We start from the raw sequence: 25,519 nt of genomic DNA, 5'->3' as shown, positions 1-25,519 counted from the left end.
TTTATTTTACCTTTTTTACCGTTTAAGTCCCGCTAAGCAGAAATCAATGAAAACAAAAATTAAATAATTGAAACTTATCTAGTACCGAATTTCAACCCCCAGTCGCCGCGATTTCCTCAAATCGAGAACCCCCTCAACCCTCCCCCTTTCCTCACACAGAATCCGAATCTCAACGCTGAGCGGAGTCGAAGCGTTGAGTCTGAGCGGAGTCGAGGACTCAAATCCTGATTTTACCCAACCGGACAAGCCCCTCTATACCCCCAACCCCCCTTTGAAAGGGGGGCGAAGGGGGGATAGGGGGCTAAGGGGGGATGTGGTGAAGACTGCTTGAAACCCAGCCGATCGCAAGGTGAACTAACCCAACAACATCCGAGGGGCGGGGAGAATCACCACGGCCAACAAGAACAAACAGACCAACCCCAGAAAATCCCGGCCGTTATTCAACTCCGTCACGTCGTTGAGAGCCGGTTCGTCCCGCAGCGGCATCAAGAACAACAGCAGCGTCCACAAAAACAGTTCCGGGTGAATCAGCGCCAACATCAACATCAACAGGCGCGTCACCTGTCCGATGGCCGACGCCGTGCGGCGTCCGAACATCGCATGAACCATATGTCCGCCGTCGAGTTGTCCGATGGGCATCAAATTAAACGCCGTCAAGATCGAACCCAAATAGCCCGCGATCGCGACGGGGTGGAGGTCGATCGCTTTTTGCGGGTCGAGGGCGCCGCCGAGTACCGCTTTACAGACCAAGGACAACAGCAGCGAAAAGCTCGGTTGCAGTTCGTCGAAATTCAACAGTCCCGACTGTGCCGAAGCTGGAACCACTTCCGAATGACCCAACCCCCACCACAACAGCGGCAGCGTCACCAAAAACCCCACCAACGGCCCGGTGACGCTCACGTCGAACAGGGCTTTGCGATGGGGCATCGGCGATCGAATTTGCACGAACGCCCCAAAAGTTCCCAAAAAGAAGGGAATGGGAATGAAATAAGGCAACGTCGTTTTGAGGCGATGCCAGCGAGCCGCCCAAAAATGTCCCCCTTCGTGAAAGGCTAAAATTGCCAATAGCGACAGAGAATAGGGAAGTCCGCGCAGCAGTAAATTCGGCTCGGACTGCCAAGTCTCCGTCGTAATTCCCATAAATTCCGCTCCCGCGACCGTCGTTGTAAACAGCGTCACGACCAGCAAAGCCCCAGCTAAACCGGGACGGTGCGTCGTCTCGCTCGAGGCGGTTTTCGCGTTCGGGTTGGGGGCGAGAACGAAGAGGGGTTTGCGGTTGGGACCTTCTTGGAATACCACGAGAAAGCGATCGCCGAACTGCTGTTCGACGTTGTGGCGAATCGTTTGATAGGCGCGATCGGGACTCGTTCGCAGTTGTCCGCGACAAACGACCGCCTGGGGCAAATATTCGAGATTTTGTAAGGCGAACACCGACCAATTGAAGCAGTTTCGCAGTCGACTTTCTTCGGCTGGAGCGATGGGACGCAGTTTCGAGACGAGGGATTGACGTTCCGGGCCATTGGACACCGCCGTCGCCGTGGGAGCGTTAGGGGAATTGCTGGGAGTCGCCGGAGGCGGACTCGATTTCGGACGCCCCAAATACAGCAACCATAAATACAGACTGAAACAGACCACGAAAATGACGATCGCCACCAGAGCCGGAACCGAGCCGTCGTCTCCGGCGATCGCCGTCCACGCCGACAACACTAACGCCGGTGTCATCATCACCAACCACAACAACCAGACGGGGGTTCGGGTGATACGCGAGACACTGCGCTGCAAAATAGTGTATGTAATGAGACCGAGTAATAGGAGTAACCAGAAAGTCATCTTATGCCCAAACAACCCCGGGCTGTATTCGAGAACCTGTTCGCCTTTCCACCGAACCGGGATACTCTCGGTGGAACCGCTTATTTCATTGTAGAAAACGATGGGAACATCCTCATCGACGCCCCGCCTTGGAACGAAGAAACCCAGGCGTTCGTGCGCGATCGCGGCGGCGTGCGATCGCTGTTCGTCACCCATCGCGACAGCATCGGAAAAGCCCAGCAAATCCAAACCGATACCGGATGTGCGATCGTCGTTCACGAACGAGAAGCCTATTTACTTCCCGAAGCCGAGGTGACGACGTTTTCTGAAGAACTCGAAATCGCCTCCGGCATCTCGGGAATTTGGACGCCGGGACATACCCCCGGTTCTGCGTGCGTTTACTTATCTCGACATGGGGGGGTTTTGTTTAGCGGGCGTCACCTTCTCCCGAACTCAGACGGACAACCGAGACCGTTACGCACGGCCAAAACCTTCCACTGGCCCCGACAACTTCGCAGCGTCGCCAAACTTCGCGATCGCTTCTCTCCCGAAACCCTCTCTTGGATTTGTCCGGGGGCGAGTCTCGGATTTCTGCGGGGGAAACGAGCGATCGATCGGGCTTATATTCAACTGGCTGAAATCGACCTCGAAACCAGCTTACAGGAAAAAGTTTTGATGTAAGGAGGTGAGGAGGTGAGGAGCAGAAGCGGCGACTCGTTCACTGTCCTCACTGTGTCGCGGCTGGCGTTTGGTGTTTGAATCCTTGCCACGAAAGGATTGTAACCGAGCAGATCGTTAGAGTGCAGTATGACTCTCAAATACTGGTTTTGTCCGACCCGACAAGTCCCTCTCTATCTTCCCAACCCCCCTTTCAAAGGGGGGCTAAGGGGGGATGTGGCGAAGACTTCTCGAAACCGAGCTTATCGCAAAAGGATGGAGTATTGCCCCCGATTTGTCAAGTCACGCACCCGAGCGATCGAACGAAACAAGTGACGCATTTCCTGTAAAACGCGATCGACCGTCAAACGTGGTAAAGTAAGGGATAAAGTACTTTCATCGTACGAGATAGTTTAGGTTAACTCGTATGGGAGCCAACCTAGACGGTTGGGGTGCGCGATCGAATTCGCGCGGTTTCCCTATCCTGCCCAGGGGAGATGGGGGAGTTCCGAAGCGATTGAGACCCCACGCTTCGGTGAGATCGGGCGATCGTTAAGAAATACCGAACGCAAATCGAGATCGAGCCATCGGGGGTCGGCGTGAGAGGATACGGCAGCCCCCTCACCCACATCGGCAAACCATCCCCCATCCCGCGTGTAGGACATTCCAAATCGTCTTATTCCCAAACCCGTTCGCTCCCTAATCCCGTCTCTCGGCGCATTTACGGGTGACAGGGAACGTTGGAGGTCGCAACGACCCGCTGAGTGCGGAGTTCTTTCGCAAAGAGGAAGTATTGTGACGTTCGCGCAAACGATAACGCGATTGCGGCGGTCGAAACCGATATTCCGACGCGACGACACAGCGACAGCGAAGGAGGACTGCACCTCAACCGCACGGCCTCGGGAACCCTAAAAAAGTTTTGAGGAAATTGAATGCCCAAGCAAATTATCATCGCCGAGCAGCATCGGATTGCTGCTGTTTTTTCCGAAGATCAGATTCAAGAACTCGTCGTCGCCACCGGAACCCATCAGGTTAGCGATATTTACCTCGGGGTGGTCGAAAACGTCATTCCCGGTATCGATGCGGCGTTCGTTAACATTGGAGACCCCGAACGAAACGGTTTCATGCACGTCACCGACCTCGGGCCACTGCGCCTGAAACGGTCGGCCGGTGCGATCACCGAGCTGCTCGTCCCGCAACAGAAAGTGCTGGTGCAGGTGATGAAAGAGCCGACGGGGAACAAAGGCCCTCGCCTGACGGGAAACATAACCCTTCCGGGTCGGTATCTGGTCTTAATGCCTTTTGGTAAAGGCGTCCACCTGTCGCGGCGTATCGTCCGCGAATCCGAGCGCAACCGACTTCGCGCCCTCGCGATTCTCGTCAAACCCTCCGGTATGGGACTGTTAGTGAGAACTGAGGCGGAAAGCGTCGGCGAAGACGCCATCATGGAAGACCTGGAAACGCTCCAAAAACAGTGGGAAACGGTTCAGGAAGAATACAACACCAACAAAGAACCCACACTCCTCAACCGAGACGACGATTTCATTCAGCGCGTCTTGCGGGATATGTACAGCACGGACGTCAACCGCATCGTCGTCGATTCCCATACCGGCTTGAAACGGGTCAAACAACAACTGACCAATTGGAACGGGGGTAAGTTACCGCAGGGGGTCTTTCTCGATCACCATCGCGAGTCGCAACCCATTCTCGAGTATTTCCGGGTGAACGCCGCCATTCGAGAAGCGCTCAAACCCCGCGTCGATTTACCGTCGGGGGGCTACATTATTATCGAACCGACGGAAGCTCTGACGGTCATCGACGTCAACTCCGGTTCCTTTACGCGATCGGCCACGTCTCGGGAAACGGTGCTGTGGACGAACTGCGAAGCGGCCACAGAAATCGCCCGACAACTGCGTTTGAGAAATGTCGCCGGGGTGATTATCGTCGATTTTATCGATATGGATTCGCGGCGCGACCAGTTACAGGTGTTAGAACAATTTACGAACGCCCTCAGCGCCGATAAAGCCCGACCTCAAATCGCTCAACTGTCCGAACTCGGGTTGATCGAACTGACGCGCAAACGTCAAGGCCAAAATATCTACGAGCTGTTCAGTCGTCCTTGTAGTGCGTGTGGCGGGTTGGGACATATCGTCCAACTTCCCGGCGAGGAAGCCCCCCACCAAATCGAAACGGTCGCACCGACGCTGACGCCGACGCCAACGCCAACGCCGACTCCCGCTGTGGCGCTCCCGCGAGAGCGATCGAAGTCTCGTCCGACGAAAGCGGCCGAGAAATCTCTCGAAACCGTTCGAGAAGCCGTAGGCGATAGCGAGTTAGATCCGGCCGCCAGCGACACTCAAGAACTCGATTTAATCCACCATCCGAGCTATCAGGAACTCGGAGACGGGGGAACGCGCCGCCGCCGTCGCCGTCGGTTTCCTTCACCGGAGACGAAACCCGAACCGGAGACGACGCCTAAAGCAGCTCCGACGAAGGAAGAGTCGCGCAGTTCGCGCCCGGAAGCTCCCATCCTCGATGAGAGCCGAAATCGAGAGACAACAGAGGTCGATACGGAAGATAAAGGTGGGCGATCGCGATCGATTTCTCGCGAGAGCAAGCCTGAAGAGCCGGTCGAAGTCGTCACGGTAGAGATGACGTCGGAAGAACAGGAAGTCTATGCTCTGATGGGGATTTCACCTCTGATCAAGCTCGATCGCCCTGTTAAAAATCCCAAGTCCGTGATAGTGGAGGTGATCGCTCCCGGCCAAGTGTCCGAGACGCAGACGGGAGAATCGAACGGGGGGAACTCTCATAACGGTACGTCTCACGCCGAAACGCCACCATCTGAGGAGGTCGACGATCGCGACGATCGCTCGGGTGAAGACGAGACCGCCAATGAGGTGAACGAACAACCCGCCGATCTCGCCGAGACCCAAGACACGCCTAAATCGACGAAAACGCGCACGAACCATACGCGACGCCGTCGTCGTCGTTCGTCTGCTTCGTCAGAATAGTCTCGAGTCGAGTAGGGATGTTGTCAGTAACGTCCCTACTCGGGCGTTGGCGGCGATCGTCGGTTTCACTCAAACACCGAGGGCAGACTTTTCCAAGACTCGGTTGAGTTTTCCGCTTTGATAGCCTTCTAAATCTAAGGTGACGAAGAGAAAGCCCAGTTTTTGTAATTCGGCGACGACTTCCGGTAAATCCACTTCGGCGACAAAGGCTTTGATGCGATCGGGCGGTAGTTCGATGCGAGCGGTGTCGCCGTCGGAACGCACCCGCAGGTTTTGCCATCCCAGGTGACGCAAGTAGATTTCTGCCCGACCGACTCGTTGTAGCTTGGCTACGGTGATTTCTTCGCCATAGGGAAAGCGAGAGGAGAGACAGGGTTGAGAGGGTTTGTCCCACCAGGGTAAACCCAGGTATTTCGAGAGTTCCCGTACTTGTGCTTTAGAAATTCCGACTTCGGCTAGGGGCGATCGCGCCCCTCGTTCTTTTGCGGCTTGAATGCCGGGACGGTAATCCTGTAAATCGTCGGCGTTGACGCCATCGACGACGTAGGGATAGCCTCGCTCTTTCGCCAGGGGTTTGAGGGTGTCGTGCAGTTCGCTTTTACAGAAATAGCAGCGGTTGACGGGGTTCGAGGTGTAGTTGGGATCTTGCATTTCCTGGGTTGCCACCTCTTCGTGGGGTATCCCGATGGCGGCGGCTTGTACGCGGGCGTCTTCTAAGTCTTCGGGAAGTAAGGAGGGGGAAACGGCGGTTATGGCTAAGGCGCGATCGCCGAGGACGTCGTAGGCAATTTTGGCGACGAGGGTGCTATCGATACCGCCGGAATAGGCGACGATCGCCCGTTCCATGTCTCGAAACAAGCGGTAGAGTCGATCGAGTTTGTCTTGCAGCATCATAGGTAGCGCTATCGTTAGGGTTCGTTCGATATATTTTTCGGTCGATCTTTCGATCTGGCTAATTGACGGGGCGAAATTCGCCCCAATGTAGCGAGGCTCAGATCGCTCGTGTCGCACGGGGTATGTCGATCGCGGCAGATTTGAAGGGACGCAAAAATAAGATAGAGTGAAAGACGTGAACCTGTTAGCCTGCCTCACTGATGAACGGTAAAGCTGAAATTGTCATCAAAGTTGTCGTTGCATCGCTTGCGATCTCGCTGCTGATTAAATACCTCGGGCCGCTATTGGCAATTCCTGCCAGCGATGCGATCGCCTTAACTGCTATTTTAACGCCCGCTACCGTCATGGCGATCGTGATGGTACGGCGATCGCGATTGGGAGCGTCGTAGGTAAAGGTTACGAAGATTAACGCTCGATCGAAACAGCTTTTATCGACCGATCGCGTATCGAAAAGCGCGTCGGATCGCGGAGGAACGGGACGGTGAAAATTGGCAATCCACTCGCGCTAGTCGCACTGGTTTTATCGTTGGCGATCGTGTGGGAAATTCGCCAAGTTTTGCTGATGGCGATCGCGGCGATCGTCATTGCCACATCTTTGAATTTATTCGCTCGTGGGTTACAACGGTTCGGCTTACGTCGTCCGATTGCTGTTATCGTTGCCATTAGCAGTACAGTTTCACTGCTGACGATTTTCTTTTTCGCGATCGTCCCGCCTTTTATCGATCAGTTCGAGCAGTTTACTCAACTGTACCCCAAGACGTTAGCTCAGCTAGACGTTTGGCTCGCTCGCGTCGTGACACGGCTCCCCGGTCAGTTTCTCGATCCGTCAACCCTCAATCTCAACGATATTCTCAACCAAATTCAACCTATTTTTAACAACTTTCTCGAAACCAGTTTTAATGTTTTTTCGGGGACGTTGGGCGTGGTGTTAAACCTCCTGCTGGTGATCGTTTTGACGATCATGTTTTTGGCGAGTCCGCAATCCTATCGCAGTGCGTTTATTTTACTGTTTCCCGCCTTTTACCGCCATCGTATCGACGAAGTCCTCGATCGCAGCGAGGAAGCTTTAAGCGGTTGGTTGGTGGGCGTTTTATTCAACATGGTCATTGTCGCGCTCATGAGTTGGTTGGGATTGTGGCTCATCCTACAAATTCCCCTCGCTTTAGCTCATGGTGTTTTAGCGGGATTGCTCGCATTTATTCCCAATATTGGACCGGCGTTGAGCGTTATTCCGCCGATGGCGACGGCGGTGCTGGAAAATCCCTGGAAACCCATCGCAGTTTTAATTTTATATGTTGTTATTCAACAAATTGAAAGTAACTTTTTAACTCCCTATGTGATGGCTCGTCAAGTCTCGTTACTGCCTGCCGTTACTTTGGTTTCTCAAGTCGTTTTTGCTACGTTTTTCGGTTTTTTAGGGTTGTTAATGGCGTTGCCCATTACTGTCGTCGGGCAAGTGGTGTTGCAAGAATTATTTATTAAAGATATTCTCAATCAGTGGCAGCAAGGGGGCGAATCGCTCCCAATTCGACGTCGTCAGTCTGTCAAACCCCCCGAAGAAGACGAGCGATCGATAGAGGAAGAGTCAGAGAGCGATCGCCCCTCTTCTAGCAACTCGGAAATAGATTCAAAATCGTAAGTTATTAAAACATTCATAAAAATATAGCAACCCTAAATCAGTTGTGTAACAAGATAGGGAACAGGGAATCTAATTTTTGGGAGTATTTTAATTTTTAACGACTCATTTGGGACTGTTGTATTCATAAAAATCAAAATTTTTAAAAATAAAGAAATCAGATTTTCTAAGGAATCGAAAACAAAAAATACTATAAATTATTTACAGATCGAATCAAACTGTTATAAATTGAGAACTGTAAATTGTCAATTCTCAATTCTCAATTATCAATTATCAATTTTTTATGTCGCAGCGCTCGATCGCCGAAATCAACGAAAAAATTCTCAAGCGCAAGGCTGTTGTCTGTACGGCGGAAGAACTCAAAGCCAAAGTGGCCGAAATCGGCATAGTCCAAACCGCCAAACAGGTGGACGTCGTCACCACCGGCACTTTCGAGCCAATGGAATCGAGCGGCGCGATTCTCAATTTAGGTCATACGGATCCGCCGATCAAGATCCGTCGTTGCTGGCTCGATGGAGTTCCGGCCTATTCCGGCTTTGGGGCTGTGGATTTGTACTTGGGGGCGGCGCAAATTGCGGAAGTTCCCGAAACCGAGGAGGCGACGCGGGAAACTCCCTTAAAAGAAATGCGAGGCGGCGGCCACGTCATCGAAGATCTGATTGCCGGAAAAAACGTACAACTGCGGGCGATCGGGCAAGTAACCGACTGCTACCCCCGCGCCTCCTTTGAAACGACGATTACCCGCGACAGCATCAACCAGTTTTACCTGTTCGATCCCCGCAATCTCTATCAAAACTTTATCGTCGGGATTAACGGGGGCGATCGCCCCCTGTTTACCTATCTCGGACCGCTGCAACCTCGTTTGGGAAACGCCGTCTACTCGAACCCCGGCGCTCTCTCTCCGCTGTTTAACGATCCCGAACTCCAACTCGTGGGTATCGGAACCCGCGTATTTATGGGTGGGGGAATCGGTTACGTCGCTTGGGAGGGAACCCAACATTTCCCGCTGCAAAAGCGACTCCCCAACCAGACTCCTATCGGTCCGGCGGCGACGTTAGCGTTGATCGGCGATGCCAAACAGATGTCTGCTGACTGGGTGCGAGGCTGTTACTTCCACAATTACGGTCCTTCGCTGATGTTGGGGGTTGGCGTTCCGCTTCCGGTTCTCGACGAGGCAGTTGTCGAACGCTGTGCGGTGCGCGACGAGGAATTAGTCGCCCCGGTGGTGGATTTTTCCATTCCACGACGCGTTCGTCCCACTTTCGGGCTGGTAAGTTACGCTCAGTTGAAAGCGGGGAAAATTACTGTAGACGGAAAATCGGTACGAGTTGCGCCGTTAGCGAGTTTGTACCGATCGCGCCGCGTCGCCGAGGAACTAAAAGCTTGGATCGAAGCGGGGACATTTACCCTCACCGAAGCTGTCGCCCCCATTCCCCGCGATCGCACGTTCGTTCCCCAAGACGTTTGGGGCGCTCAAATTTCCCTAGAGTGATCGATAGAGGGCGTGCGATCGCCGCGATCGATTCTCAATTCTTAAAACCCCATGACCTGCGCCACGGCTTCCAAATCCGGTTCGATACCCTGGCGCAATTGAGTTTCGCTGTGTTCGATCGCCGAATCGGGGTCTTTCAAACCGTTCCCCGTCAAGACGCACACGATCGTCGCCCCCGTGGGAACGCGATCTTTCACTTTCAACAATCCCGCCACCGACGCCGCCGACGCCGGTTCGCAAAATACCCCTTCGCGCCCTAACAGCCGATAAGCGTGGAGAATTTCCTCATCTGTGACCGGGTTGAACTCTCCTTGACTGGCTTCGCCGACTGCGAGGGCTTTTTGCCAGTTAGCCGGGTTGCCGATGCGAATTGCCGTCGCCACCGTTTCCGGGTGTTCGATGGGGTGTCCGGCGATAATGGGGGCAGATCCGGCCGCTTGGAATCCCATCATTTTCGGCAGGCGATCGCACTTTCCGAGTTGGTGGTACTGACAGAATCCCATCCAGTAGGCAGTGATGTTTCCGGCGTTCCCCACAGGAATACACAGCCAATCCGGGGCGTTTCCGAGATCTTCGACCACTTCAAACGCTGCCGTTTTCTGTCCTTCGAGGCGATAGGGGTTGATGGAGTTGACCACTGTTACCGGATAGTGTTCGCCCATTTCCCGCACGATATCGAGAGCTTTGTCGAAATTGCCGCGAATGGCTAAAACTTCTGCACCATAGACTAACGCTTGTGCGAGCTTGCCCAAGGCGACGTAACCGTCGGGAATGACGACGAACGCTCGCAGACCGCCCCGTTTGGCGTACGCGGCAGCGGCGGCAGAGGTGTTCCCCGTACTGGCACAGATCACGGCTTTGGCGCCTTCTTCCTTCGCCTTCGTAATTGCCATGGTCATTCCCCGGTCTTTGAAGCTGCCAGTGGGGTTCAACCCGTCGTATTTAACGAAGACTTCAACCTTTTTTCCGATTTCTGCGGCGATGGAGGGGACGGGAATCAGTGGCGTGTTGCCTTCGTACAGCGTCACGATGGGGGTCGAGTCGGTGACGGGTAAGTAGGGGCGATATGCATCGATCAGTCCCCGCCAGCCTCGTTTTTGGGGGACAGGGTCGTCTTGGCGCTCGTTGGTGGTGGGAAAGCTCAGCGTCACAGTAATTTTCGAGATATGGCGTTTATCTTCAGTGTATCAAATCCGTGGAAGTCTCGAAACACAACGGTTCGAGATTTGTCGGAGGAGCGATCGCCAGTTGGGAAATTTGAGAAACTGCAACATTCGATGCAATCTTTGGGAGCGATCGCAGTACAATATCTCGTTGGTGTGAGTAGGTAAGAATTACTAGGCAGTTATAATATGACAACTTTATCTCGAACTCAGAAGGCTGGAAACTCGTCGGTGATGTTACGTCCTCTGTCAGTTTACCAAGCCGACCATCAGGTGAAATACTTGCATCTGCAAGCCCAACTCGACACCCTCGAAATCGAGTTGAAGAAGTTAAAGCAGCAACAATCTCCCACGGTTCCGTCTCAGAATTAGGGTAACAACTAACGGTTTTTAATGTTTCGGGGGGCGATCGACCGTTCGTCCCTTTTTTGATCATTTGTAATGATGTGAGAGGGAGCGAACTGAATTTAACGGCAGAGAAGAACCTGCCAGAACGTTGTTTGGGGTGAGCGATCGCCTTGCCAAAACCTTTAAACTCAGAACTGAGGTGATGGAAACCCACTCAGTTTGAATTTTTTGCATTACCGTTAAGCATAGGATTTCTCGCCTCTGGGAAAGAACAGTACGGCGATCGCTGCTTTCTGGTTCACTTACCGACTCTCGGCTAACGATGTCAGGTTCTCCAACTCCCCTAAACGTTCGACAGACATACCCCTGTCCCCTGTGTCGGCGCGGGACGCTTTCGGAACTCACACTGATGGAAGCGTTCGGATGCGACGTATGCCACCATGTCTTTGCCGTTAATGCTTCCAAACAGTCCGTTCGGGTGGTCGATCGCTCGCCGCCATTAACGTGGCGTTGGAACGGTCAGCGCTGGACGGTCTCCCATCGCGACGATGTTCGTTTGAGTTGGGAAGCTTGGCTGGCGGCGATCGCGTTCGTTCTGTTTCCCACAGCGATCGTCAGTCTAGCGGCTTACATCTTTCCACCCCTGCCGGGGAGTCCGTTTGGCATTTTTCCCATTTTTTGGGCTGTCCTGACCTTCGTAAGCCATTTAGCCTGTGTAACGTGGTTAATTTTGGAGTACTACCAAGTCCCTGTTTTAAGCTATTTACGACTGCGGCGTTGACATCCTCTCCCAGCAACCCGTTCCGGGTATGCAGGGAGATTCCTTGGGTCGCCCCAAAGATTTCCTGCTTCACAGCCAGCCAACTAGAATCAGTGACCCGATCCCCCGTCGCCTCGACTCCACAGGCATTTTCGATTTGCCGTTGCCCACGGCTACAGATGACTTGTCCACTGGCCACATCACGGGGTTCGATCGAACCGCAGTTGTGGCAGTGATGGATTCGAGTTGAGAGGTCTTTACGAACCTCTGCCCCACAATCGGGACATTCCTGAGAAGTGCCACGAGCATCCACCTTGCCGTAATACACATCACGCTTCCAACACACCCAGGGAAGAATCTGGTTGACAAATTGACCCAATCCAGCATCGAGGGTGTGCTTGCCCAGCATTCCCTTAGCCATAATGCGGAAGTCGAGATCTTCGACAAAAATCATCCCTGCACCGTCGCAGAGGTGATGAGCCAGCTTGAAATGCCAGTCTTTTCGCGTATCAGCAATCCGTTGATGGACTCTGGCAATTTTCTTCTGGAGTTTCAGCCAGTTAGCTGATCCCTTCTGCTTTTTCTTCAATCGGCGTTGCAGCGATTTCAGCTTGCGGTGCAGATTGTTGAAGAAGCGAGGTCGCTTGACCTGTTCTCCATCAGACGTTGAAAGAAAGTACTCCAGACCCACATCAATCCCTACCGGATGTCCGTGAGGTATCGTGTCAGGGATATCGATGTCAGCCTGAAGGCTCAGCATAACAAAGTACCCGGATGCCTTACGCACAATTCGAGCTTGCTTAACCTGAAATAAATCAGGAATTTTCCGCGACCACCGAACCCGAACCCATCCCAGTTGCGGCAGCTTTATACCCTCATCAGACACTACAGTTTTTGAGCATCTGGGGGAAGACCAACGACCGCATTCGATTCGGCTTTTTGAACCGTGGAAGACCCGAACGTTTTAACCGCCATGACTCCCAAGAAGCCTCAAGTTTTCTAAGGACTTGCTGAAGAACCTGAGCGTTGACAGTCTTTAATCGGGGGTATTCAGTCTTGGCAGCGGTCAAACGCTTAGCCTGAACGTGGTAGTTCGGAAAGGGTGCATCTGCTGGCAAGATCGATTCCTGCCGAATCGAGCACGCATTCACGGGTGACTTGCGGGAATTTAGCCAGTCTTTACGTTCCCGCAGAGCAAAATTCCAGACATGGCGGCACACATCAAGAATGTGTTCGATCTCTGAAACCTGCTTCGCAGTTGGCTCTAGCTTAAATTCCCACGTCATGTTTAGCATATCTAAACTGTAGCAAATCTTTTGTAGGTTACTCCCCTCGGTCGCGCTTCGCTACACCACCAGCCAAGCTTTCAGCTATGGCTGGAGTACTGCGAAGAATCTGGATAGGCGAAGCTTTTACAGTCGCCAGTCACCAGTCGCCAGTCACCAGTGAGGAGATGAGGAGAAACTGTTACCTGTCCTCACTCTTCCCTCTCCCCTCTTCCCTCTCCACTGAAGAAGCTCTCCTCTCATGATTCGGTGTTGGCGAAGACCTCTCGGATGGCGGGATGGACGATTTGGTGGTGTTTGACGTTGACGCCTTCAGCCAAGGCCGAATCGGTCGCGACGGCATCTGCACCGAACTCGGCGAGTTTGAGGACGTAGGGCAACGTGCTGTTGTTCAAGGCTTGGGTCGCCGTCCAAGGAACTGCTCCCGGCATATTGGGGACGGCGTAGTGTAAGATGCCATCGATTTCGTAGGTGGGTTGGGTGTGGGACGTGGGACGGATGGTTTCGATACAACCGCCTTGATCGATGGCGACATCGACGATAACCGAACCGGGGTGCATTTTTGAAACGAGTTCTCGGGATACGAGAACGGGCGGTTTGCGTCCCAAGACGAGAACGGCACCGATAACGAGGTCGGCTCGGCCGATGGCCGTTTCAATTTGAGCCGAGTTGCTATAGAGCAATTCGACGCGGGAACCAAAGAGCGTTTCGAGATAGGAGAGGCGATCGATATCGATATCGAAGATTTGCACGCGCGCCCCCAAGCCGACGGCCATGCGAGCGGCTTCTGTGCCGACGACACCGCCGCCAAGGACGACGACGTTACCGGAAGGAACGCCGGGAACACCGCCGAGGAGGACGCCGCGTCCGCCTTGTTGTCGTTCGAGGAAGCGGGTTCCAAACTGAACGGAAAGCCGTCCGGCAATGACGCTCATGGGGGTGAGAAGGGGAAGTTTGCCGTCGGATAACCGTACCGTTTCATAGGCGATCGCCAACGTTCCCGATTTAACGAGGGCTTCTGTCAGCGAGCGATCGGCTGCCAGGTGTAGGTAGGTAAACAGGATGCGATCGCTCGCTAAAAATTGGTATTCGTCCCGAAGCGGCTCTTTGACTTTCACCACCATCTCGCGATCCCAGGCAGCAACAGCAGACGAGACAATTTCTGCTCCGGCTTTGAGATAGTCTTCGTCCGTAAATCCCGAGCCGAGTCCTGCCCCCGTTTCAACAAAGACGTCGTGTCCGCGTTCGTGTAAGACGCGAACGCTTTGCGGACTCAACCCCACTCGAAATTCTCGGTCTTTGATTTCCTTGGGAACGCCAATTTCCATCAATTTGTATTCACTAAACTAGATTGTTGCCTTAATTTTAAAGAAAATCCTAAATCGAGATGACAGAAAGATGACAGCACAAATTAGCGGACGGAACCAATTGCGGGGGCGGGTGACAGAAATTGAGTACGGAGATATTTTGGCTCATGTCACGGTACGAGTCGGAGACAATTTGGTCGATGCGGTGATTACGCGTCGCTCGGCCGAACGACTGCAACTCAAACTTGGCGACGAGGTGACCGTGTTGATTAAAGCGACTGAAGTGATGGTGGTCAAAGAATTCGATCGCGGTGACGACCGTACTTGAGACCCAAGCCCCTGCCTCGAAACGTCGCGCACACCACCGCCGCGATCGCACCCGTCCGTTAAGATGGAAGTCGATTGCGTTCTAATCGCTTGTCGTCATCGTTTAACCGGTATGAGCCAACCTCCAGAACCTTCTGTCACGCCCAACCTCAGCGAACCGAAATTCGGATTCAACAAGTACGCCGAACGTCTCAACGGTCGCGCGGCCATGGTGGGATTCGTGGCTGCACTGGCGATCGAATATCTGTCCGGTCAAGGTTTACTTGCTTGGTTGGGCTTGATCTAAGATCGAGATCGGGGGGAAGGTTTCGCGCCTGCCCCGATCGCCTTCCCTCGACGTTCGCCCCACTGTAACCGAAACGGCATCTCGGCCGGGCGTTTTTCGGGTCGTTTTCTCCTCGTTTTGTGGTAGCGAACGGTCGGAGAAACGCACGAAACCGCGATCGCTCGGCTTCGGTCCGTTAAGTAGGAACAACCTCATGAATGCTGCTTGGCATCGAATTGTCAAATCGATTTATCGCAAAGAACCCATTTCTAGCTTCGTCCTAACGGTGGGGGCTGTAGACGCAGCTCTCGGTGGTTTGGGCGGAAGCGGGTCGCTGTTAGCCTTCGGGATGGGAACCATCGGCGTCGCCGTCGCCCTGCGCTGGTGGCAAATTCAGCGCCGACGAGACCGACAACCCGAAACGGCGGCTGAATACTATCTTCCCCCGAGTCGTTCGGCTCGACCGCTCCCTCACTTGACTAGCACCTCGCGCCGCCGCTCGTAAGATCTCGTAAGATGAAGAGATGACGATAGAGTGAGATAATGAGATCGGCGAACTGAGAATTGCGCTCGAGGCGATGACAACGGTACGCCCCGAGAGTTCGCTCTATACTGGATATTCTGCACGCTTCACCGAACATGGTTCCACTGCCCGATCGACGTCCGAAACAACTGTCTCTCGGCCCCCTCGAAGCCGAGGTGTTAGAAACGCTGTACGCCCTAGGTTCGGCGACAGTTAAAGAGGTGCGCGATCGCCTCTTATCCGACCCCGATCGCGAACTGGCTTACGCTTCGGTGACGACGGTACTGCGTCGGTTGACGAAGAAAGGCTGGCTCGAATGCGACAAACGCGATCGCGCGTTCCGATGGACGCCAGTGCTATCGCGGAACGAAGCCCAAATGCTGCAATCCCACGATCGCCTGCAACGCTTTCTCGACATTAGCAATCCCGACGTGGTAGCGGCCTTTGCCGACAGCCTCGACGGAGACAGTCTCGATCGCCTCGAAGCCATCACCGAACGCGTTCGAGTAATGCGTCAGGGGCGGGAGGCGGACGCCTGATGCACCTGCTGATGGTTCTGGCTGCCCTTTTCGGGAGCTTGGCCTTTCGCTGCTGTTACGATCGCCTCGAACGCTCGGGATACCGCGATCGCTGGTATGCGGCGCTGGCTCAATTGGTGTTTCCTCCCCTGTTACTGGTGACCACGGCGTTAGCGGTAGTCTGTATGGGAATGGGGGGTAACATGGCGTGGTCGGGAACCGCCGAACTGAGTTACGGAATCTCGGCGAGTTTTCTGGCGGTGGCAGGGGCGCGGCTGGTTGGGTGTGGCGTCAGTGCGTGGCGATCGCAACGATCGCTGCGACGCTATCCACAACGGCAAATTCTAGACTACCCCTGTCGCGTATTCGAGGAAGATATTCCCTTTAGTGCGGTGGTAGGCTTTTGGCGACCGGAGCTGGCCGTCGCTCGAGGATTGCTCGATCGCTTAGACGAGCCGCGTTTGAAGGCGGTTCTCGCCCACGAACGAGCCCATCTGTACTATCGCGATACGTTCTGGTTTTTTTGGCTGGGTTGGTTGAAGCGATCGACCCTGTGGTTGCCAAAAACAGAAGCGATTTGGGATGAGTTGCTGCTCCTGCGAGAAATTCGAGCCGATCGCTGGGCGGCACAACAGGTAGACGGGTTGTTACTGGCAGAATCGCTGTTGACCGTTGCTAAAGTGCCGTTTCAGTCGATGCCCTCTATCCCTTTCGGCGATCGCTCGGACGTGCGGGCTGCCTTGAGTTGCGATGCCCCTCGCAGTCGCTTAGAGGAACGGATCGAAGCCCTGTTGGAAGACGCCCCGCCAATCCCCAACTGGCAGCCCTGTTTGTGTCAGTGGTTGGCATTGGCGCTCGTGCCGATGTCGGTCGTCCCATTTCATTATTAACCGCACCTTTAACGTTCGCCACGCTCGAGGTCGAAGTCGTTAGGCAACGCCGGGCCTCCCCACCCGATCGCGAGAGTCGGTCGCCAGGAGAACCCCGACCGAGCGTTCGGAACCTTCGAGCGATCGCCGCGTGCGACACTGCCGAAGGGTTGGGAACGTTGCGATCGCCCGTTTCTTGATTGTCGCTATCCATATCCATGACCGTTGATTTTCGCAACCGCAACACGATTTGGGCGTCCGTCGCCGTCGAAACCCTTGCCAAACTGGGACTGACGACGGCGGTAGTCTGCCCTGGGTCTCGTTCGACGCCCCTCACGATGGCGTTTGCCATCCATCCCGACATCGAAGCCGTTCCCGTTCTCGACGAGCGATCGGCGGCGTTTTTCGCCCTCGGACTGGCCAAGCGCACGGGACGGGCGACGGCGTTGGTGTGTACCTCGGGAACGGCGGGAGCGAATTTCTACCCGGCCGTCATCGAGGCGCGAGAAAGCCGCGTACCGTTGTTGGTGTTGACAGCCGATCGCCCGCCGGAACTGCGCCACTGTCATGCCGGACAAGCGATCGACCAACTCAAACTGTACGGCAACTATCCCACTTGGCAGACGGAGTTGGCACTGCCGGAACTCGATTTATCGCAGTTGTACTATCTGCGCCAGACGATCGCTTACGCTCTCGAACGCACGCGGTTTCCCGTGGCGGGTGCGGTTCACCTCAACTGTCCGTTTCGCGAGCCGTTACCTCCGATTCGCGAACCGGACGCCCAGGCGTTCGCCCGGCAGTTTCCCGACAGCTTTTTTGAAGGGTCGATTCCTTCGGAGGCGACGTTTTCTCTGGCGTCGGCTGCGGATCTCGATCGCGCGTTTTCGGCTTGGTTCAAGTGCGATCGCGGGCTGATCGTGGCGGGGGTCGCCCAACCCGTCGAGGATAAAGCCTACTGTCAAGCGGTGGCGCATTTGGCAAAAACGTTGGGATTTCCGGTGTTGGCCGAGGGACTCTCGCCGCTGCGAAACTATGCCTCTCTCAATCCCCATCTCGTTTCGACCTACGACCTGATGCTACGAGACGAATCGATGGCGAAACGGTTGGTTCCCGAGGTGGTGGTACAAGTGGGAGATTTGCCCACGAGTAAGGTATTGCGGGAGTGGTTGGCGGCGGTTCGGCCGCAGGTGTGGGTGTTAGACCCGAGCGATCGCAATCCCGATCCGCTCCACGGAAACACGAGGGTTTTACGGGTGGCGATCGAACGGTTGCCGATTCCCGATCCCGTGGTGCCGCCGGGGGCGTCGGAGTTTTGCCGACAGTGGTGCGAGGCCGATCGTCAGGTACGCCAGCAGATCGATGACACTTTCGGCCATACCGACGATCTCGTGGAACCGAAGTTAGTTTGGACGCTCTCTGAGATCTTGCCTCCGGCGACGGGGCTGTTCGTGGCTAACAGTATGCCCGTGCGAGATTTGGAGTGGTTTTGGCAACCGAGCGACCGTCGCGTGCGGGTGTGGTGCAATCGCGGGGCGAACGGCATCGACGGGACGCTCTCGACAGCGTTCGGGGTCGCGTGGGAGGCTCCTACTGTATTGTTAACTGGAGATCTGGCGCTGTTCCACGATGCTAACGGCTTTTTGTTGCGGCAGCAGTTTCGGAGCAGTTTGACAGTGGTGTTAGCGAACAATCACGGTGGTGGTATTTTCGAGATGTTGCCGATTTCTCAGTTCGAGCCACCGTTCGAGGCGTTTTTCGCCACGCCGCAGTCTGTGGACGTCCCGTCGCTGTGTCGCGCGTACGGGGTCGAATATGAGGCGATCGCGTCGTGGCAACACTTGAAGCGCAGCCTAAAACAACTCCCCAAGACGGGAGTTCGCCTGTTAGAACTGAAAACCGATCGCAAAGTCGATGCTGCCTGGCGACAGCGGCTGTTCGAGAACGTTTCCCAAAACATCGTTAAGGGTTAAGACCGCCCTTGTAACAGGTTGAACTGACAGAGTAAATTCACGTTTTCGGGCGTGAGGAGTTTTTGCATTTCCGAAACTTGGTTGAGTAGGGAAATTTCGCGGGAAAATTCCTCTTCGAGAATTTGTAGGTAGCGATCGCGGGCTTCGGGGGTATTTTTGTTCTGCAACATCGTCAACGCCACTTTGATATTGGACATGGGACGACGCAGTTCGCGATCGAGGTTTTCCATCAATCCGTCTTTCGCGTTGAGAAACTGTTGCAGTCGCGTCAGTTCGTCGGAGAGAGACGCCATGCGATCGAGGAGCAAGTCTTGCTTTTTAAACCGCGTTTCGATCGCCCGCAGCAGTTCGTCGGCATCGAAGGGTTTGACGAGGTAATCGTCTGCTCCGAGTTCGATCCCTTGTCGCATATCGGCGCGATCGGTTTTCGCGGTGAGAAAAATAAACGGAATCATTGCCGTTTCGCGGTCGGCTTGGAGGGTTTTTAAAACACCGTAGCCGTCGAGTTCGGGCATCATGATATCGCAAACGATTAAGTCGGGATTCTCAGAGCGAGCCAAATCGATTCCTTCGTAGCCATCTGCGGCACCGAGCGACTCAAAACCCTCTGCTTTAAGGATTTTGAGGATATTTTTTCGTAAAATTTGTTCGTCTTCGATAACTAGAACTTTTTTCATCGCTCGTTTCAAAACGTCGATCGTAGCTATTTTAGCTCCCTCGGCGGGAAGCCCCGCGCTGCAGATGAAGGCTTCGGCCGTGAGCCCAGCCGAACGGTCGGCGGCGGCCGGGATAGCCGAGCGGCAAGGTATAATCGAGTCCTCGACTCCGCTCGGACTCAACGCTGAGCGAAGTCGAAGCGTCGAGATGGTCAACGAACCGCCCGACCGTATCGAACAGACAGGCTAACTTCAAAGTAGAGCTTGGACTCTTGCCGCAGATAGATCGGCAGCTCGGGGAAGCTGTTTCCTTCAACGTTCACGGTATCCGTAAGTCCGTGCTTGAGACAAGCAACAAATATCGACCTGTGGAAGACGGGTTGCTGCCAGGGTAACGCGATGCGTTACGGGAGTCAGGGCTGTCGCTTGCGGCAAGCCAAACCTTCGGAGGCTGGGTAAGACGCAGTCTTCGCAGCTCTCGGAGCTTGCATCCGAGAGAACGAAGACCAAAACTGGGTTCGCGGGCGTGGCGGCGCTGGCCTGTGAAACTGGAAGCCCGTGCTGTATGCGAAGCATCAGCGTCGGGTACTTCACCCACATAACTTTAACACTGCCATCGCGCTAAAGCAGTTGTATTGTAGCATTGTCAGCACCCCCGGCTGAAGCACGGGGGCTTCGTGCCTCCCCTTCAGGTAGCTGACCAGCTATCGCCTTAACTGGCTACGTGAGCGAGCAAGAGTTAAAGTTCCTACCCTGGAATGCGTGCTAGTTCTAGGCTCTAGAACCGAATCGTTAAACAGTTTTAAGGGGTTAAGACAGTGCGATTTGGAGAGTACCGACTCTGAACATTGGCGAAGCCAACGTTACGAGCAATCAGAAGAGACGCAACAATGTCTAACCATGTTTTCGTTTTAGATGCCAACCGCAAGCCGCTTACACCCTGCAAGCCAGGGGTAGCACGGTCACTGCTCAAAGCGGGGAAAGCATCTGTATTTCGACGCTACCCATTCACCCTCATCTTAAAAAAGGAGGTTGATGCTAATCCTGAACCTATCGAAATCAAATTAGATCCAGGTTCTCAAGTCACTGGAATTGCCCTGAAGCAAGGGGATCGAATCATCTTTGGCGCCGAGTTGCAGCACCGGAGCCAACAAATTAAGGATGCATTGCTGTCTCGTCGTCAACTCCGACGTTCTAGACGAAACCGCAAGACTCGCTATCGGCAGGCTCGGTTCTTAAATCGAACTCGTCCCAATGGTTGGTTAGCTCCCAGCTTGCAGCATCGGATAGATACCACAATGACATGGGTTAACCGCTTTCGCCGGCTTGCCCCAATTGCCCACATTTCCCAAGAGCTAGTAAGGTTCGACCTGCAACTCATGCAGAACCCTGAGATATCGGGCATTGAGTACCAGCAAGGGGAATTGCCAGGCTATGAAGTCAGGGAATATTTATTAGAGAAATGGAATCAGAAATGTGCTTACTGTGGAGCTAAAAATGTAGCGCTTGAAGTCGAGCATATTCACCCCAAGTCTAAAGGGGGAACCGACCGGGTTTCCAACCTGACCCTAGCTTGCCACTCATGCAATCAATCCAAAGGCAATCAGGACATTCGAGACTTTTTATCGGGCAAGCCTGATTTACTGAGTCGTATTCTCAGGCAGGCAAAATCACCGCTTAAAGATGCAGCAGCGGTTAATTCAACCCGATGGGCATTGTTGACTGCTCTGAAACAGACAGGCTTGCCTGTGGCGACAGGCACGGGGGGACAAACCAAGTTTAATCGGACTCGATGGGAATTGCCCAAGGCTCACTGGCTTGATGCAGCGTGTGTCGGGAAAATCGAATCACTCGAAATCCTCACATCAAAGCCGTTACTAATTGCAGCCAAAGGACATGGTACTCGACAGATGTGCGGGACGGATAAATATGGGTTTCCTACTCGCCACCGCTCCCGAGTTCAAATTCATAAAGGCTTTCAGACAGGCGATATCGTCACTGCCACAGTCATGACCGGGAAGAAAATCGGCTCCTATGTAGGACGGGTTCTCTGCCGTGCTTCTGGCAGTTTTGATATTACCACCGCGTCTGGAAGAGTGGCAGGCATCAGCCACAAATACTGCAAACCAATTCACAGAAAGGATGGTTACGCCTATGCCTGAAAGACTTACGGGGACTAAAGTCCCCGTGTCGCGTTTCCTCCCCGGTCTAAAGACACGGGGCTTCCACGCTCCCGAGAGGTCTGCGTGAAACTTTTCAGTCTTTGACGTCGAGTTCCTGTAAGTTTAAGAAACTTAAAGTCAGGGCGATCGCTGAAATCGGGCAGTGAGGAGACGACCGGGAAACGAGGGGACGAGGAAAAACCTGTGACCTGCCAACGGTCTTCACGGCTCGCCGCTTGCGGTTCGCGATCGATTCGCAAGGGTCTCTTCGTCCGTCGTGGTGGGAAGCACGACCGTCACCTGAGTTCCCCGTCCCGATTCGCTATCGACTTCGATCGTCCCGCCGTGCAAATCGACACATCGCTTGACGATCGCCAATCCCAACCCCGTACCGGGAATCGTCCCGACGTTTTTGGCGCGGTGGAACGACTCGAACAGACGGGGTAAGTCTTCTGGCGGAATTCCGATACCGCGATCTTCGATCTCGAAGACGATCTGACCGTCGCACTCCCACAGGGCAAAGCGCACGGGAGCTTCTGGCGGTGAGTATTTGAGGGCGTTGGAGAGTAAGTTAGACAAAATTTGTCGCAGGAGCTTTTCGTCGGCGCGAATCCATAGGGGTTGATGGGGAAGTTCTTTGGCGAAGGCGCGATCGCGACCGATGCTGTTACTCAGTTGCGTTGTCAGACGCTGACAGAATTCTGTGAGTTCGACTTCTGAGGGGTTGAAGTTGAGGGTTCCGGCTTCGCTCTTGGCAAAGGTGAGAACGTCGTCGAGCAGTTCGGTCATGTGACGGACGGCCGACTGAATTTGATCGAGTTGTTCGAGTTGTTCTTCGCGACTCCACTCGTACCGGTGCAGCAGTTGCGCCGAGGACTGAATCACCGCTAAAGGGGTTCGGAATTCGTGAGAGGTCATGGAGACGAAGCGAGATTTGAGATCGATGAGTTCTCGTTCTTTTTCGATGGCTTTGATGACTTCGGTTTCGGCGCGTTTGCGTTCGGTGACGTCTTGACCGAAGCCGATGGTGGTTCCGTCAGATAGGCGGACGTTAGCCCAGGACATTTCGAGTGGGTGGCCGTCGCGACGGCAAACGGTGAAATCCTGCCATCCGGGAGCGGCAGCACGGACGTAGTCGAGAACTTGTTGTCGATCGTCGGGGTTGGGATAACAGGCGGCAAACAGGTTGATGGTTCGAACTTCCTGTAAAGACCAGCCGAGGGTTTCTTCAAAGCAGCGATTGACGAGTTGGGGGGTTTCGTCGGAGCCTAGGAAGCAAATGGCGACGGGAATGCGATCGACGATGGTTTGCAAGATTTCGGTTTGCTGTTTGAGAGCGGCTTCGGCTTGTTTGCGATCGCTGATATCTTGCACGACGGCGACGAAGTAAGGATCGACGCTGGGTAGCGAGCCGTATTCTGTCTCGGAGGTATCCCGTACGACGGAGATCGTCACGTTCGTCCATACGAGAGACCCGTCGGACTTTTGGTAACGTTTTTCGAGGGCGCAGGTATTGACGCGATCGCTCAGCAGGTTGTGGAGACACTGTCGCGTTATCTCGAGGTCTTCTGGGTGCGTCATCTCCAAACACCCCGTTCGTCCGAGTTCTTCGGCACTGTAGCCGAGAATGTCGCAGAGCTTTTGGTTGACGAACTGCCAGTGTCCCTGTAAGTCTACTTGGGCGACGCCGACGGCCATCTGCTCGAACAGCGATCGAAATTTGGCTTCGCTCCGTTGCAGGGCGACCGTCCGTTCGGCCACTTTGGCTTCGAGTTCTTGGTTGAGCTGGCGTAAGGCTTCTTCGGCCTGTTTGCGAACGGTCACGTCTTGGGCGATGCCGACAATTTGCTCGGGAGTCCCATCGGCGGTGCGCGTGAGGATGGTTTCGCGACTGTGAATCCAACGCCAGTCGCCGTCGGCTCCCCGCACGCGAAACTCGCGCTCTGAGACGTCGTCTTCGGCCAGTTCGGCAAAGCGTTCTCGCTGTTCGCTCAGACTGTAGATGTCGTCGGGATGAACGACGAGCGAGAGGAATTGCGAGGACATGGCTTGAATGCGTTCGGGGGTATAGCCGAGCAGTTGGGTGACTTGTCGGTTGACGTAGACGTTGCGCTCGGCGAGGAGGTCGTAGACGTAGAGAACGTCTGGGGTGGCGTCGGCGATTTGCTGGACGAGACGCTGTTGTTTTTGTAGGGCGATTTCAAACTGTTTGCGCTCGGTGATGTCGATGCCGACGGTGACGGCGGCGCGGCCGCGATCGTATTTTTGGGCGACGACGAGGTACTGACGCAGGGTCTCGCCGATGGGGGTGTCGATGACGCGGCCGGCGGTTCGGCCGTCGCTGTCGAGGAACTGCCGCACGAATTCGGAAAATTGGGCGTTGCTGCCTTGGAATCCCACGTCTCGGCTGACAAAGTCTTCGGGGTCGAGGCCGTAGGCGGTGGCGAGGTGGCGGTTGACGCCTTGGTAGCGTCCGTCGGAGCCGATCCAAGATACGAAGCCAGGAATGGCGTCGAGGACGGCTCTCATGCGATCGTTGGTGTGTTGGAGGTCTTGTTGGGTTTGTTGGCGTTTGCGAATTTCAGCCCGGAGGATTTCGTTGGTGCTGCGGAGTTGGGCGGTACGGGCTTCGACGCGACGCTCGAGTTCGCTGGCTAGGGTTTTGATGGCGTCTTCGGCTTGTTTGCGGGCGGTGATGTCTCGGGCGACCCAGAGAACGGCGCGATCGTTGCGGGGGTTGGGGTTGGCGTTGCGGGCGACCCAGACGACGGAGGTTTGGGCAATGGGGGAGATGCGGGCTTCAAACCATAGGGGAGATTCGCCGTCGGGAAGGCTGTACTCGAAGCGGACGGTTTGCCGGGTTTGAAGGGCTTGCCGGATTTGTTGGAGGAAGTCGTCGGCGTAGCCGTCTTCAAAGAAGCAGGAAATGGTGCGATCGATCCACAGGCTGACGTCGGGATCGACGGGATCGGGGCTGGGAAGTCCCACTTCGAGGCGATCTCCGTCGAGGTCGATTTCGAGGACGATGTCCTGCATCGCCGACAGAATCGTTCGCAGTTGGGAGTAACTGGTGGCGAGTTTTTCTTGGAGGAGTTCTTGTTCGGCGGTTTCTCGATCGATCCGCTTTTGCAGTTTGGCGACGTGGTGTCGGAAGTCGGCGGCTTCTCGCAGTAGGGCGCGTTGGGGGAGGCTTCCGACGAGGCGATCGCGGTTGTCGAGAACGGGTAGGGCTTGTAAGGGCGTGTTCTCGAACCAGCGGCTGAGGGTGTCCCATTCGGGAGGTTGGGACTCTCGGATGCGGGGAAACGTCTGCACCATGACCTCGCCGACGGGTTGGGTTCGATCGAAGTCGGGGTTTTTAACTAGATGCAGCAGTTGGGTTTCGCCGAAGGCTCCGACGAGACGGCGGCGATCGCAGATAAAGACCGTGGTTTTGCAGTTTTGGGAGAGTCGGGCGATCGCGTCTGACACCGGAGTTTCCGGGGTCAAGGTTTGGGGATGGCGATCGATGGCTTGGCGAATCGCGCGATCGAACATAATAAGTCGCTTATCGGAGGAGGACGGTTCGAGACGGGGCGAAGGTCGAGACGATTTTGGGTTTGCGTAGTTTCACGTAGGCCGGCAACCTAGGAATTACTGATAAAAAAATCCGCGATCTCGACAATTTTCAAACTATTTTTTTGGGAATAGACTGATAGATATACGGGAGAAACATAAAAGCTTTTTTTAAACTCTAACATAGTTTTCAAAAAGTCAAGATGTTTCTTCAAAAAAATTGATTTTCTTCAAACGAGATCGGTATTTCACGTTGAGATCCCCCAAATTTGAGGGGCGTACCGGAGTTTGGAGCAAGTTCGAGGTAT

22 protein-coding genes and 1 pseudogene are annotated in these 25,519 nt (G+C 54.5%); 15 read left to right on the top strand and 8 right to left on the bottom strand.

What is annotated here, in order from left to right; genetic code table 11:
• Positions 1 to 354: 354 nt before the first annotated feature.
• Entirely contained in the window at positions 355 to 1,830 is a 1,476-nt protein-coding gene (locus GEI7105_RS0104190) for a site-2 protease family protein (RefSeq protein WP_017659237.1), read from the bottom strand.
• Positions 1,831 to 1,833: 3 nt separating this feature from the next.
• Here GEI7105_RS0104190 and GEI7105_RS0104185 point away from each other — a divergent pair, with 3 nt between their 5' ends.
• A complete protein-coding gene (locus GEI7105_RS0104185) occupies positions 1,834 to 2,490 on the top strand; it encodes an MBL fold metallo-hydrolase (RefSeq protein ID WP_017659236.1) in 657 nt (218 codons plus the stop codon).
• 455 nt (positions 2,491 to 2,945) lie between these two features.
• On the opposite strand, the gene GEI7105_RS0104180 is transcribed toward GEI7105_RS0104185, so the two are convergent.
• Complete coding sequence (locus GEI7105_RS0104180; protein WP_218959055.1) at positions 2,946 to 3,152, bottom strand: hypothetical protein; 207 nt, start codon at positions 3,150 to 3,152, stop codon at positions 2,946 to 2,948.
• A gap of 78 nt (positions 3,153 to 3,230) precedes the next feature.
• On the opposite strand from GEI7105_RS0104180, the gene GEI7105_RS38200 reads away from it, so the two are divergent.
• Together GEI7105_RS38200 and rne are read left to right on the top strand one after the other, a co-directional pair.
• A complete protein-coding gene (locus tag GEI7105_RS38200; RefSeq protein WP_017659234.1) occupies positions 3,231 to 3,389 on the top strand; it encodes a hypothetical protein in 159 nt (52 codons plus the stop codon).
• A 9-nt stretch (positions 3,390 to 3,398) separates the two neighbouring features.
• Complete coding sequence (rne, locus tag GEI7105_RS0104170; RefSeq protein ID WP_017659233.1) at positions 3,399 to 5,480, top strand: ribonuclease E; 2,082 nt, start codon at positions 3,399 to 3,401, stop codon at positions 5,478 to 5,480.
• A gap of 69 nt (positions 5,481 to 5,549) precedes the next feature.
• Here rne and larE read toward each other — a convergent pair whose 3' ends face one another.
• Entirely contained in the window at positions 5,550 to 6,371 is an 822-nt protein-coding gene (gene larE / locus GEI7105_RS0104165) for an ATP-dependent sacrificial sulfur transferase LarE (protein ID WP_026097420.1), read from the bottom strand.
• A 203-nt stretch (positions 6,372 to 6,574) separates the two neighbouring features.
• Between larE and GEI7105_RS34365 the strand changes: the two genes are divergently transcribed.
• From GEI7105_RS34365 to GEI7105_RS0104145, 3 genes are all read left to right on the top strand, one after another.
• A complete protein-coding gene (locus GEI7105_RS34365) occupies positions 6,575 to 6,763 on the top strand; it encodes a hypothetical protein (protein ID WP_071591964.1) in 189 nt (62 codons plus the stop codon).
• Between the two features lie 92 nt (positions 6,764 to 6,855).
• The gene (locus GEI7105_RS0104150) at positions 6,856 to 8,013 is read left to right on the top strand and encodes an AI-2E family transporter (protein ID WP_035492432.1); all 1,158 of its coding nucleotides are present in this window, start codon (positions 6,856 to 6,858) and stop codon (positions 8,011 to 8,013) included.
• A 280-nt stretch (positions 8,014 to 8,293) separates the two neighbouring features.
• Positions 8,294 to 9,502 (top strand): homocysteine biosynthesis protein, encoded by a 1,209-nt coding sequence (locus GEI7105_RS0104145; RefSeq protein WP_017659228.1) that lies wholly within the window; start codon positions 8,294 to 8,296, stop codon positions 9,500 to 9,502.
• Between the two features lie 41 nt (positions 9,503 to 9,543).
• Here the strand turns inward: GEI7105_RS0104145 and thrC are convergent, their stop codons facing one another.
• The gene (gene thrC, locus GEI7105_RS0104140; RefSeq protein ID WP_202804416.1) at positions 9,544 to 10,647 is read right to left on the bottom strand and encodes a threonine synthase; all 1,104 of its coding nucleotides are present in this window, start codon (positions 10,645 to 10,647) and stop codon (positions 9,544 to 9,546) included.
• 207 nt (positions 10,648 to 10,854) lie between these two features.
• Between thrC and GEI7105_RS36665 the strand changes: the two genes are divergently transcribed.
• Positions 10,855 to 11,037, top strand: a complete 183-nt coding sequence (locus GEI7105_RS36665) for a hypothetical protein (protein WP_144053661.1) — start codon at positions 10,855 to 10,857, stop codon at positions 11,035 to 11,037.
• A gap of 590 nt (positions 11,038 to 11,627) precedes the next feature.
• On the opposite strand, the pseudogene GEI7105_RS28965 reads toward GEI7105_RS36665, so the two are convergent.
• Both GEI7105_RS28965 and ald read right to left on the bottom strand, forming a co-directional pair.
• Positions 11,628 to 13,068: pseudogene (locus GEI7105_RS28965) on the bottom strand (RNA-guided endonuclease InsQ/TnpB family protein).
• Between the two features lie 230 nt (positions 13,069 to 13,298).
• Positions 13,299 to 14,387 carry an alanine dehydrogenase gene (ald, locus tag GEI7105_RS0104120; RefSeq protein ID WP_017659223.1) on the bottom strand — a complete coding sequence of 363 codons (1,089 nt, stop codon included), beginning with the start codon at positions 14,385 to 14,387 and terminating at the stop codon, positions 13,299 to 13,301.
• A 70-nt stretch (positions 14,388 to 14,457) separates the two neighbouring features.
• On the opposite strand from ald, the gene GEI7105_RS0104115 reads away from it, so the two are divergent.
• From GEI7105_RS0104115 to menD, 7 genes are all read left to right on the top strand, one after another.
• Positions 14,458 to 14,694: a TOBE domain-containing protein gene (locus GEI7105_RS0104115; RefSeq protein ID WP_017659222.1), complete on the top strand. Its 237-nt coding sequence runs from the start codon at positions 14,458 to 14,460 to the stop codon at positions 14,692 to 14,694.
• A 111-nt stretch (positions 14,695 to 14,805) separates the two neighbouring features.
• Positions 14,806 to 14,979 (top strand): CAB/ELIP/HLIP family chlorophyll-binding protein, encoded by a 174-nt coding sequence (locus GEI7105_RS28960; protein ID WP_144053660.1) that lies wholly within the window; start codon positions 14,806 to 14,808, stop codon positions 14,977 to 14,979.
• A gap of 193 nt (positions 14,980 to 15,172) precedes the next feature.
• On the top strand, positions 15,173 to 15,463 hold the full coding sequence (locus GEI7105_RS0104105) for a hypothetical protein (protein ID WP_017659220.1): 291 nt from the start codon (positions 15,173 to 15,175) through the stop codon (positions 15,461 to 15,463).
• A 134-nt stretch (positions 15,464 to 15,597) separates the two neighbouring features.
• A complete protein-coding gene (locus GEI7105_RS0104100; protein ID WP_017659219.1) occupies positions 15,598 to 16,020 on the top strand; it encodes a BlaI/MecI/CopY family transcriptional regulator in 423 nt (140 codons plus the stop codon).
• Complete coding sequence (locus GEI7105_RS0104095; protein ID WP_017659218.1) at positions 16,020 to 16,889, top strand: M56 family metallopeptidase; 870 nt, start codon at positions 16,020 to 16,022, stop codon at positions 16,887 to 16,889. The genes GEI7105_RS0104100 and GEI7105_RS0104095 overlap by 1 nt, the downstream gene beginning before the upstream one ends.
• Complete coding sequence (locus tag GEI7105_RS36660) at positions 16,838 to 17,068, top strand: hypothetical protein (RefSeq protein ID WP_144053659.1); 231 nt, start codon at positions 16,838 to 16,840, stop codon at positions 17,066 to 17,068. The genes GEI7105_RS0104095 and GEI7105_RS36660 overlap by 52 nt, the downstream gene beginning before the upstream one ends.
• Positions 17,069 to 17,086: 18 nt before the next feature.
• On the top strand, positions 17,087 to 18,838 hold the full coding sequence (gene menD / locus GEI7105_RS0104090; protein ID WP_017659217.1) for a 2-succinyl-5-enolpyruvyl-6-hydroxy-3-cyclohexene-1-carboxylic-acid synthase: 1,752 nt from the start codon (positions 17,087 to 17,089) through the stop codon (positions 18,836 to 18,838).
• Here menD and GEI7105_RS0104085 read toward each other — a convergent pair.
• Positions 18,835 to 19,515 carry an ATP-binding response regulator gene (locus GEI7105_RS0104085; RefSeq protein ID WP_017659216.1) on the bottom strand — a complete coding sequence of 227 codons (681 nt, stop codon included), beginning with the start codon at positions 19,513 to 19,515 and terminating at the stop codon, positions 18,835 to 18,837. The genes menD and GEI7105_RS0104085 overlap by 4 nt on opposite strands.
• 869 nt (positions 19,516 to 20,384) lie before the next feature.
• Between GEI7105_RS0104085 and iscB the strand changes: the two genes are divergently transcribed.
• Positions 20,385 to 21,656 carry an RNA-guided endonuclease IscB gene (iscB, locus tag GEI7105_RS0104075; protein WP_017659214.1) on the top strand — a complete coding sequence of 424 codons (1,272 nt, stop codon included), beginning with the start codon at positions 20,385 to 20,387 and terminating at the stop codon, positions 21,654 to 21,656.
• Between the two features lie 222 nt (positions 21,657 to 21,878).
• Here iscB and GEI7105_RS0104065 read toward each other — a convergent pair whose 3' ends face one another.
• Complete coding sequence (locus GEI7105_RS0104065; protein ID WP_017659213.1) at positions 21,879 to 25,193, bottom strand: PAS domain S-box protein; 3,315 nt, start codon at positions 25,191 to 25,193, stop codon at positions 21,879 to 21,881.
• Positions 25,194 to 25,519: the final 326 nt, after the last annotated feature.

Source organism: Baaleninema simplex PCC 7105 (genome assembly GCF_000332355.1).
GTDB classification, from domain to species: Bacteria; Cyanobacteriota; Cyanobacteriia; order Cyanobacteriales; family Geitlerinemataceae; genus Baaleninema; species Baaleninema simplex.
The sequence above is the reverse complement of the archived record's forward strand: the minus strand, read 5'-3'. Positions and strand labels throughout refer to the sequence as shown.

Excerpts from the sequence above, each read along its gene's own strand:
- GEI7105_RS0104190 (WP_017659237.1), bottom strand. The coding sequence starts at position 1,830 with ATGACTTTCTGGTTACTCCTATTACTCGGTCTCATTACATACACTATT.
- GEI7105_RS0104185 (WP_017659236.1), top strand. The coding sequence starts at position 1,834 with ATGCCCAAACAACCCCGGGCTGTATTCGAGAACCTGTTCGCCTTTCCA.
- rne (WP_017659233.1), top strand. The coding sequence starts at position 3,399 with ATGCCCAAGCAAATTATCATCGCCGAGCAGCATCGGATTGCTGCTGTT.
- larE (WP_026097420.1), bottom strand. The coding sequence starts at position 6,371 with ATGCTGCAAGACAAACTCGATCGACTCTACCGCTTGTTTCGAGACATG.
- GEI7105_RS34365 (WP_071591964.1), top strand. The coding sequence starts at position 6,575 with ATGAACGGTAAAGCTGAAATTGTCATCAAAGTTGTCGTTGCATCGCTT.
- GEI7105_RS0104145 (WP_017659228.1), top strand. The coding sequence starts at position 8,294 with ATGTCGCAGCGCTCGATCGCCGAAATCAACGAAAAAATTCTCAAGCGC.
- GEI7105_RS36665 (WP_144053661.1), top strand. The coding sequence starts at position 10,855 with ATGACAACTTTATCTCGAACTCAGAAGGCTGGAAACTCGTCGGTGATG.
- ald (WP_017659223.1), bottom strand. The coding sequence starts at position 14,387 with ATGGAAATTGGCGTTCCCAAGGAAATCAAAGACCGAGAATTTCGAGTG.
- GEI7105_RS0104115 (WP_017659222.1), top strand. The coding sequence starts at position 14,458 with ATGACAGCACAAATTAGCGGACGGAACCAATTGCGGGGGCGGGTGACA.
- GEI7105_RS28960 (WP_144053660.1), top strand. The coding sequence starts at position 14,806 with ATGAGCCAACCTCCAGAACCTTCTGTCACGCCCAACCTCAGCGAACCG.
- GEI7105_RS0104105 (WP_017659220.1), top strand. The coding sequence starts at position 15,173 with ATGAATGCTGCTTGGCATCGAATTGTCAAATCGATTTATCGCAAAGAA.
- GEI7105_RS0104100 (WP_017659219.1), top strand. The coding sequence starts at position 15,598 with ATGGTTCCACTGCCCGATCGACGTCCGAAACAACTGTCTCTCGGCCCC.
- GEI7105_RS0104095 (WP_017659218.1), top strand. The coding sequence starts at position 16,020 with ATGCACCTGCTGATGGTTCTGGCTGCCCTTTTCGGGAGCTTGGCCTTT.
- menD (WP_017659217.1), top strand. The coding sequence starts at position 17,087 with ATGACCGTTGATTTTCGCAACCGCAACACGATTTGGGCGTCCGTCGCC.
- GEI7105_RS0104085 (WP_017659216.1), bottom strand. The coding sequence starts at position 19,515 with ATGAAAAAAGTTCTAGTTATCGAAGACGAACAAATTTTACGAAAAAAT.
- iscB (WP_017659214.1), top strand. The coding sequence starts at position 20,385 with ATGTCTAACCATGTTTTCGTTTTAGATGCCAACCGCAAGCCGCTTACA.
- GEI7105_RS0104065 (WP_017659213.1), bottom strand. The coding sequence starts at position 25,193 with ATGTTCGATCGCGCGATTCGCCAAGCCATCGATCGCCATCCCCAAACC.